We start from the raw sequence: 9486 nt of genomic DNA, 5'->3' as shown, positions 1-9486 counted from the left end.
GTGTAAGTTCCTGCAGTGCTGTATGCTGTGCCGTTGAAGGTATAAGAACTGCCTGCACAAATGCTTGCATTGGTGGTACTAGTAGAATTTGCTTTTACGGTCAAAACCAAGGTGGCTGCACTATCGCAACCAACTGCATTCACCAAATGGGCAGTGTATGTTCCTGCAACGCTGTATGCCGTGCCATTAAAGGTATAGCTAGAACCACTGCATATTGAAATATTGGTAATAGATGTGCTTGTAGCTTTTATTTTCAAAATAAGTGTAGCCGCACTGTCGCAACCAACCGAATTTGTTAGATGGGCTACATAAGTACCGGCGGTGCTATAGGTTGTACTATTAAAAGTATATGTTGCCCCAGGGCAAATACTTATAATGGTTGAGGATGTTGATTTTGCTTTTACCACTAGTACTAGATTTGCCGCACTATCGCAACCAATAGCATTGGTGAAATGAGCAGTGTACGTTCCTGAGGTGGAATAATTAGTGCCATTAAATGAATAAGAATCGCCAGCACAAATACTGGCATTGGTAGTTGAGCTGCTTGTAGCTTTCACTACTATTGCCATAGTATCGGCACAGCCAGCAGAATAAATAAAATTATAAGTACCCACCGCACTATTGGACAAGCTAACGGTAGCCAACCCATTGGTTGTATTGCCCAAGGTAGCACCGGTAGGGTTGCTTGATTGAACTATCCATGTAGCAGTAGTGGGGTCAGTACCTTTTAGTGTTGTTGACGTGCCTGCACAAACAATTTGGTCGCTACCAGCATTTGGTTTTGGATTAATAGTTACTGTTGGCGATAAAGCAGTAGTTCCACAAGTTAGCGTTGTACCAGTTACGCTATAATTGCCTGTGGCAGTAGGGGTATATTTTTGACTTACTGCACCAGCTATAATTACCCCGTCCTTGTACCATTGATAAGAGGTAAAACCACTTTGCGCAGTTAATGTAGATGGCAAACAGTTGGAGCTAACGGCTGGCGGCGGCATGCTGTTTGAAATGGAAGAAATAAAGGAAGACATGGAATAACCTCCGCCAGATTCCACCATGGCTACATTAATCCTTGCATTTACTGAGAAATGGATGTCTAATGGATTGCCCAATTGTGTATTGGTAAATTGGATAATATAAAAACCGGAACCTGCAACCAATGTCCTTTTGCTGGTTAATGTTTCTAAGTCCACTCCATTGAAATATACTTTTGCGGTATCGCTTTGTACCAATATATAGCCAAAATAAGGAAGTGTGGTGTTGGTATTGGAAACGAATTTAGTAGTTTGCACATCAAAAGAACCTGCACAGCTACTCAATGGCGGCTGCACAATCATGTCAATTTCACAACCGGAAGCAGATCCTGTGTAAACAGCTACTGGTTGTGAAGTAGAGATATAGCAACTTGAATAAGTTGTAGATCCATCACCATTGTTGATGGTTATATAGTCTCCCGCTTTGGCTAACGTGTAAGATGTAGTAGAGCCTCCATTCACTTTTACTGTTACGGTTGTATTGGGCTGTGAAGCAACAATTGACGACTTTTCATAACCAGTGTTTCCACTTGAGCGAACCACAACATAAGAAGTACCCAAATAAGCCTCTGGAATTATTTGGCTGCAAACACCATCGCCACAACCGGAAGAGTTGTCTATACGCATACCGGAAGTGGCAGTGATAGGGTTATTAGATGTAATTTCACTACCCATAGCAGCTTGAAACATATATGACTGGCCTGCATTTAGCGTTGCCAGCAATGTACCGTTCAAATAAACTGTTGTGCCATTATCCCTTGCCAAAACACCATATACTGGTGCAGAAGATTCACCATTACAACTAAGCCCTGTTACTGCAGCATAATACCCAATCCTAAAACTAGTTCCCAAACCTTGGTCGCCCAAACTAGTAAATGATGAGTTGCCTTTTTGTGAGCAATCCACATTGCCGCCATAGCAAGAACCAGCACAGGTAACATTATCAGAAGCAATATTCCGCACCTGAACGCCAATAGGCGATAAGGCAGTTACAATAATTCCTTTTGCATTGGAAACAGTATTTAGTGTATTTGCAGAAACACCCACATTGGGGAAACGGTATTGCAAAGGCGTACCCGCTACTGTAGTCAACGAGTTTGAAATAACAGTGCCGTCGCTACTCTTAATCGTAACCGCAACAGGCGTGGTGCTAACTGTTGTAATTTCTAGTTCATTGGCATTATTAAAATAGTACCAAGGGGATGGGGGGATATAGTGCGTTGTGCTATACTGCGCTTTTGCTCCTGAAAGGGTACAGGACAAAAAAAGAAAAGCCAAAATAGCAGTTTTAATAGTCTTGTTCTTAATGAAATAACAACTAGCAGCGGATGGGTAAATTATCTTCATAAATAAATTAATATGATACTTTGATTACGGACATTTATAAGAACGATTTTAAGGGAACATTATTGTGTCAATAAACTACTACAAATAGATTTTAATACACATTTAATTTTATTTGATTATATAATTTGGCTTATTTCCCACATTCCTTAACTTTATACAAAAATGCGGCAACAGCCCATCTTTAAAAATCCTTTGAATAAGGGGGGATAACCAATCTTGTTCAACCATTATTTTTGGATGGCTAAAAATTTTTCATCGCGACTAAAGGTTGCCAACCTTCAAAAAGTTGGCAACCATGCTATAAGCCCAATAAGCCTTTTTAGCTTGAATGATGCATTTGGCAACCTTTAAAGGGTTACTAATCCAATAGAGGTTTTGATTATTACTCACCACATCGAATAGCTTTTTTAGCCACAAAGGCACAAAAACACAAGAAGCACGAATAAAAAGCAGGTAAAAAGGTATTGGTAACATGAATTTTCTTCTTTTTTTCTTTCTTCTTCGTTCCCTTAAAACTTTGTGTCTCTTTGGGTCTTCGTGCCTTCGTGGCAGATTAAACAAACTTGCACCTGAGTAGTAACAGGTTTTAAACCCTGCAATTTTTTTATATACTCTTTTAAATATTACTTTCCCATTTATCGTTACATTCTCCTTAAAAAAGCACTTATATAGGTACAACCCTTATCTTAAATTATAACAATAAGACTACTGATGCAGACATATCAACTTAAAAATTTATTGACAATCCTTTGCCTACTGGCAATCACCTGGAGCTACGCACAAAACATACCTTCCCCAAAAGAGCATTTTGGGTTTGCCATAGGCGATGATTACCAATTAGCTACTTATACCCAGACAGAAGCCTATTTCAAAAAATTGGCAGCTACGTCAAGCAGGGTAAAACTGGTAGACATTGGCAAAACTGAAGAAGGCCGCACGCAGTATATGATGGTGGTATCCTCGCCTAAAAACCTAGAAAACTTGGAGCATTACAGGCAAATTTCCCAGCAACTTGCTCATGCCGAAAACCTGACGGATGAACAAGCACATGCGCTTGCGGCAGAAGGCAAAGCCATTGTTTGGATAGACGGCGGCCTTCACGCCAACGAAACCGTGGGGGCACACCAGTTGATAGAGACTGCTTGGCAGTTAGGAAGCCGTACCGATGCGGAAACGATGAAACTATTAGACAATGTAATAATACTAATGGTACATGCTAACCCTGATGGGCAGGAGTTGATGAGCAGTTGGTACATGCGCGAAACCAACCCTGAAAAACGCTCTTTGTTGCATTTGCCCCGCTTGTTTGAAAAATACGCAGGCCACGACAATAACCGTGATTTTTATATGCTGAACCTAAAGGAATCGCAGAATATGGCCAGGCAATTGTACATAGAATGGATACCGCAAATCATTTACAACCACCACCAGCCAGGTCCAGTTGGTTCAGTTGTGGCGGGCCCGCCCTATCGTGACCCGTTCAATTATTTGTTCGACCCATTGGTGATCACGGGCTTAGATGCCATGGGCGCCGCCATGAGTACCCGCTTGGATGCCGAGAACAAGCCCGGTTATACCGAGCGTGCTGGTTCTGTTTATTCCACTTGGTTCAATGGAGGGTTGCGTACCACTACATATTTCCACAATATCATTGGGCTTTTGACAGAAATTATCGGCAGCCCAACCCCTACAACTATCCCTTTGGTAACGTCAAGGTTGATACCTAATAGCGCAACTGTACTGCCCGTTACGCCCCGCGCTTGGCATTTTAGGCAGTCGATCGATTATTCTGTTTCGTTAAACTATGCCGTGTTAGACTATGCTACCCGCTACCGGGACCAGTTGCTGTACAATATTTACCGTATGGGCAAAAACTCTATCCAAAATGGCGGGCAAGACCATTGGACACTCTCCCCCAAGCGGATTGCAGAAATGAACCAGCTTGCCCAGTCTGAAACAAAAGTTACCAAGAAAGGGGCATTGGCACCAGACTCTAGTGCTGATGCAGAGGAAAGTAGCAGTTCCATTGCCACAAAATACTACGATACAGTAATGAAAAACCCAGCCTTGCGTGATGCAAGGGGGTATATCATCCCGGCTAACCAGCCAGATTTCCCAACGGCTATCCGTTTTTTAAATGCCTTGATACGGACGGGTGTTGTAGTAAACAAAGCCACATCCGCATTTACGGTTGAGGGCAAAAGCTATCCTGATGGTTCGTATATCATCAAGACCAACCAGGCTTTTAGGCCGCATGTGATAGATTTGTTTGAGCCACAAGACCACCCCAACGATTTCCTTTATCCCGGTGGCCCACCCATCAAGCCCTACGATGCAGCAGGGTGGACTTTGGCCTACCAAATGGGTATCCAATTCGACCGTATCCTGACACCTTTTGAAGTAACGGCAGAACGTGTGCCTTATGGCGAGCTGCAAACCTTGCAAGGCAGCATCGTTGCTACAGGATCGGCAAAAGGTTATTTATTAGATGCCCGCAGCAACCATTCCTTTACCACTGCCAACGATTTGTTGGAAGCGGGCGTGGAAGTTTACCGCCTTACTGATACTATTGCTGGCAATAAAGCCAGCTTGGGTTCTTTTTATGTAGCGGCTTCGCCAAAAGCAAAAGCAGTTATTGAAAAAGATGCTGCCAGCCTTGGCATTACCGCCACCACATTGGCCAAACGCCCTTCTGGTTTGGTGAAAATAAACCCTGCCCGCATAGCTCTTTGGGACATTTACGGTGGTTCCATGCCTTCTGGCTGGATGCGCTACATGATGGAGCAATATCATTTCCCGATTACCCGCATTTATGCCAAGGAGATAGACACGGCAGACCTTCGTTCCAAATACGATGTGATTATTTTCCCAACAGGGGCTATTCCATCTGTAGGCGCAACGGGCAAAGGCAAGGCACAGCCCAAGCCATCTATTATACCAGCAGATTTAAGGCCAACGCTTGGCCGTATCACGGCTGAAAAATCTATCCCTGCACTGCGCAAGTTTTTGGAAGCAGGGGGCAATATCGTTACCATTGGCAGCAGCACCAACCTTGCCATGCACTTAGGCGTTCCTGTAAAAGATGCGTTGACAGAAATAATTAATGGCGAGGAAAAGAAACTCCCCGGCGAGAAATTCTATATACCCGGAACTATCCTGCGTGCAAGCATCGACTCTGCCAGCCCTGCCGCTTGGGGCATGAACAGCAAGGCAGACATGATGTTTGACGAAAGCCCAGTGTTTAAAATAAGCACAAGTGCTTATGCAAACGGTAGCGTAAAACCCATAGCATGGTTTGCCACCAACAAGCCCCTCCGTAGTGGCTGGGCTTGGGGGCAGGAATATTTGCTTGATGGCGTTGCCGCTTTTGAAACCAAAGTTGGCAAAGGCAAGCTATACGCTTTCGGCCCTGAAATTATCTACCGGGCACAGAGCTATGGTACGTTCAAGTTGTTGTTTAATGGGTTGTATAAGTAGATAAAGAATTCATCTATACTAATCCTCATCGTAATTTTACGTTTATAGGAATCAAACAGGTAGTGTACTTCGACTCCCTTGGAGTCGAAGTACACTTTTTCATCTTATGTTTAGTATACCTTTTAATATCAATGACTTCAGATTAATAAAACTACTTATTTCATCTTAGGATTAAGTATTATACCGATAGAGAGAATTTTTTTATGCAGTCGGCTCAAATTACGAAAGATAATGCCCTAAAAGATCTTTAACTTCAAATAAATTAAGCCCTGATTTTTCAATATCGCCTGGATAAACGACAATAGTAAGTTTATTAGAAAAAATTCTTTTTTCAGATGCATTTATAAATGACTGTGCTATTAAAGCAATTAATTTTTTTCTACTTGTTGTAAGCCTTCCAAGTCCAGAACCTATTAAAGGGATTACTGTATCTAACTTTTCCCCTTTGGTTTCTATAAATGCCCAAAGACCATCCAAAGATTTATTCACATCCATTTGCGTTGTTGTCGCAGTATTACTTTCGTTCAAATCTGACATAGCAAACCAATAGAAGTATTGGTCAGCTAATTTTAACTTGATTGTCGTTCCAAATTCATATCGATGGGTTTTCCCAGACTTCTTAGTAATTACTGTGTAAGGGATTCCTTGTAGGCCTAGTTCAATTTCCTTATCAAGCTTCGGCAAATCGCCTGGATAAAATTTTTGGGTAAATTGCCCTTGTAAACTATTAATTGAAATAATACCACTAGAAATATCTGTATCAAAAGTTGTATTAGTACTGATAATCTTTTGCCCTGGTATCTTAAATAGATCGCCAATACAAACCTCTATTATTAAATCATGACTTGGAGATTTGTATCTGATTTTCTTTACAGGTCTCCTAGTAAAAATTACAGCAATTATGCCTATCAAAAATAACGGAACTAACCAATGCAGTGAGAGAGTTTTTTTATCCAAGCACTTAAATGAGTCAAGTATATCCACAAAAGTCCAAATGCCAGCAACTACAGCTACAAATGTCTTTAAGGAATCTGTAGACCAAAACGCATATACCCAATAAGATTTTGTCTTAAACGACCGTAAATGATAATTCATAATTAAAGTCCAAGTTCGTCATAAATACTTTTAGGATAAATATATGGTCCAGACTTGTCTTTACTATTAAGATTTTTATAAGATACTGGCCAGTTTTGTATTGCGTAATCAATTATTTTGTGACCAAATGGTATATGAATAACCAATTCATTTCTGATTATAGGTGGACATAAATCCATATTTATTGATTTACTGCCATCTAAATTTACAGCAATTATTGGGATGCCCATTTCTAAAGCAATTTCCATTTCCCACCGGACAAATCTATAAAGATTTTTTGTGCTTTCCCCGATTAAAACCAAAAACACATCACTAGCATTTAATCTGGTTCTTAAACTACGTTTTATGGTTTGCTCAGAACTTGTGTCTCTTGCCTGGGTAATATCGTGAGCATTTACAAAAGTGAAAGCGAACTTTTGATTAGCGTGCCAAGCTTGCATTAATCTGTAATAGTGAATATCATTATCACCATCGAAACAAGCATAACATGTATTTGCCATTGGACTTAGGTTTGTACGACAAATGTAATAGTTTATTATCTCATAGGTAAACTTATTTTATTCACTTCAATTTGTAATATTTGAATCCTTATGAAGTTCTTTAGTATCATAAATAGCATCAATCACAATAAAATCTTCTCCACCACCACCGCTGTTCCATAAGCCAGCACTTCCGTAACGCCATCCATCACTTCGTTGGCATCGTACCGCATATTGATGATGGCATTACAACCCATTTCTTTGCCATGCTGTATCATAAGTTGGTAAGCTTCTTCCCTCGCATTTTCGCACAATTCAGTATAGATAGAACTTTTGCCTCCGAAAAGCGTCATAAACCCTCCAGCCATATTGCCCAATATGCTCCGGGAACGCACGGTAATTCCCCGTACCAAGCCTAATTGTTTAGTTACTTTATAGCCTTCAAGATGGGTGCTTGTCGTAATCAACGTTAAGTCTATCATTTTTTTTTTGATTTTTTAGTTCGCGTAAATTATAGCTTTTTAGTTAGATTTTGATTAAATGCACAAACCATGAATTTTGCCCATAAAAAAACCGCCTAAGATATAATATCCTAAACGGCTTCGGTTGTATTCACTCAACATTCTTTAACCCCTATGGCTTTTTTCCATCAATTTCATCTTTTGCATCATCAATGGGATGTTTCACGCCTTTATTTTTTAGGTGCTTTTTATTGGCATTCAAGTTCTTCCTGTCTGCATTTATTTCCTTTTGGTCATGGTGTGCAGCTTTAAAATGCCCATGGGCAATTTTTGTATTGCGTTCGCTCCTTTCTGCACGCAGGTCTTTCACGTCTTCTTTCACAGCCATTTTAGCTTCTTTTTTTGTGGGTTCTGTTTGTGCATTGCTGCAAATAGCCAACCCAGATGCCAATACAATAAATAGTAATTTTTTCATGATTTTTTTAACTTTCCTTAATAAAGATTAATAATCGTGCCAGTATTATTTGGGTAGAAAAAAAGGAAATCATTTCTCTTACGCCTCATTGTTTTATCGATGTGTGGCAAATGATACACATTTGCGCATGCAGTATTGGTAATAGCATCGCTATTTTTACTGGTAATTATAAAAAACGCTGGCTGCCCAGCTTTTTTTTATAATTCCTAATTAGGTAGTGGTGCGATACATTCTCCCTAAGCAGATATTTGCATTGGTATATAAGCGCTAAAATTTCTATTCCCCACATAAATCAAGGCTATATTTACATTTTAAAAGAATAATTGGCAAAGCGTAGTCTTTTCTACGAATTGGTGGCAATCCTAAAATCAAAATCAGTAAAAACTATGTCGGGATACAAAGACTATGGATATAATTCAGATGAGTTTGATCATATTAGCCAATATTTACTAAAACCAGTGGTTGAAATTATGTCTAAAAAAAAGTACAGGAAAATATTAGACATAGGATGTGGCAATGGGTGGCTAACCAATTATTTAATTGGAAAAGGCTTTGATGCTTATGGCACAGACGCATCCCCTTCAGGGATAGAGATCGCAAACAGGGCAAACCCAGGTCGGTTTTTTGTACAGGATTTGACGAGCGATGACCTTCCCAATGAGCTAAATGACCTTCATTTTGATACAATCATATCCACAGAGGTAATTGAACATCTTTATTCGCCCCGTGAATATTTTGACTTTTGCAAAAGGATATTGCAAAAATCTGGTAGTGGGCAATTAATTGTTTCTACGCCTTATCATGGGTATTTGAAAAATGTTGTTTTATCCTTGATGGGCAAAATGGATGACCATTTTACCGTGCTATGGGATGGCGGGCATATAAAATTTTGGTCGGCAAAAACACTTTCAAAAATTTTGGAGGAAAGGGGGTTTAAAGAAATCACGTTCAAAGGCTGCGGGCGATACCCTTTTTTGTGGAAATCGATGATAATCACAGCTCAAATTTAACATACTGCAACTCACCTAATTTTTTACAAAGCTCTACTGCTGCGAGTGTTCTGCACAGCATCTCACTCGTGCCTTTTAAACAAACCAGTTTGTAACTGGCAGTCGAATGGG

7 protein-coding genes are annotated in these 9486 nt (G+C 40.2%); 2 read left to right on the top strand and 5 right to left on the bottom strand.

Going from position 1 to position 9486, the window contains the following annotated elements; genetic code table 11:
• Positions 1-2378 (bottom strand): hypothetical protein (locus tag ACHFIY_RS03055; protein WP_410844582.1); only part of this gene is annotated, 2378 nt, incomplete at its 3' end.
• A 711-nt stretch (positions 2379-3089) separates the two neighbouring features.
• On the opposite strand from ACHFIY_RS03055, the gene ACHFIY_RS03050 reads away from it, so the two are divergent.
• Positions 3090-5855, top strand: coding sequence for a M14 family metallopeptidase (locus ACHFIY_RS03050; protein ID WP_410844581.1), 2766 nt, complete (start codon positions 3090-3092; stop codon positions 5853-5855).
• Positions 5856-6074: 219 nt separating this feature from the next.
• Here the strand turns inward: ACHFIY_RS03050 and ACHFIY_RS03045 are convergent, their stop codons facing one another.
• The 4 genes from ACHFIY_RS03045 to ACHFIY_RS03030 form a co-directional block, all read right to left on the bottom strand.
• A complete protein-coding gene (locus ACHFIY_RS03045) occupies positions 6075-6950 on the bottom strand; it encodes a macro domain-containing protein (RefSeq protein WP_410844580.1) in 876 nt (291 codons plus the stop codon).
• Positions 6951-6952: 2 nt separating this feature from the next.
• Positions 6953-7450 (bottom strand): TIR domain-containing protein, encoded by a 498-nt coding sequence (locus tag ACHFIY_RS03040; RefSeq protein ID WP_410844579.1) that lies wholly within the window; start codon positions 7448-7450, stop codon positions 6953-6955.
• 122 nt (positions 7451-7572) lie between these two features.
• Positions 7573-7911 carry a YbjQ family protein gene (locus ACHFIY_RS03035; protein ID WP_410844578.1) on the bottom strand — a complete coding sequence of 113 codons (339 nt, stop codon included), beginning with the start codon at positions 7909-7911 and terminating at the stop codon, positions 7573-7575.
• A gap of 151 nt (positions 7912-8062) precedes the next feature.
• Complete coding sequence (locus ACHFIY_RS03030) at positions 8063-8365, bottom strand: hypothetical protein (protein WP_410844577.1); 303 nt, start codon at positions 8363-8365, stop codon at positions 8063-8065.
• A 386-nt stretch (positions 8366-8751) separates the two neighbouring features.
• On the opposite strand from ACHFIY_RS03030, the gene ACHFIY_RS03025 reads away from it, so the two are divergent.
• A complete protein-coding gene (locus ACHFIY_RS03025) occupies positions 8752-9375 on the top strand; it encodes a class I SAM-dependent methyltransferase (RefSeq protein ID WP_410844576.1) in 624 nt (207 codons plus the stop codon).
• Positions 9376-9486: the final 111 nt, after the last annotated feature.

The organism is Parasediminibacterium schistidii (assembly GCF_046546515.1).
Taxonomy (GTDB): domain Bacteria; phylum Bacteroidota; class Bacteroidia; order Chitinophagales; family Chitinophagaceae; genus Parasediminibacterium.
This window is presented reverse-complemented; position numbering and strand designations above follow the sequence as displayed.

What these genes read in the sequence shown, in the direction of transcription:
- ACHFIY_RS03040 (WP_410844579.1), bottom strand. Translation starts at nt 7,450, where the DNA reads ATGGCAAATACATGTTATGCTTGTTTCGATGGTGATAATGATATTCAC.
- ACHFIY_RS03050 (WP_410844581.1), top strand. Translation starts at nt 3,090, where the DNA reads ATGCAGACATATCAACTTAAAAATTTATTGACAATCCTTTGCCTACTG.
- ACHFIY_RS03045 (WP_410844580.1), bottom strand. Translation starts at nt 6,950, where the DNA reads ATGAATTATCATTTACGGTCGTTTAAGACAAAATCTTATTGGGTATAT.
- ACHFIY_RS03030 (WP_410844577.1), bottom strand. Translation starts at nt 8,365, where the DNA reads ATGAAAAAATTACTATTTATTGTATTGGCATCTGGGTTGGCTATTTGC.
- ACHFIY_RS03025 (WP_410844576.1), top strand. Translation starts at nt 8,752, where the DNA reads ATGTCGGGATACAAAGACTATGGATATAATTCAGATGAGTTTGATCAT.
- ACHFIY_RS03035 (WP_410844578.1), bottom strand. Translation starts at nt 7,911, where the DNA reads ATGATAGACTTAACGTTGATTACGACAAGCACCCATCTTGAAGGCTAT.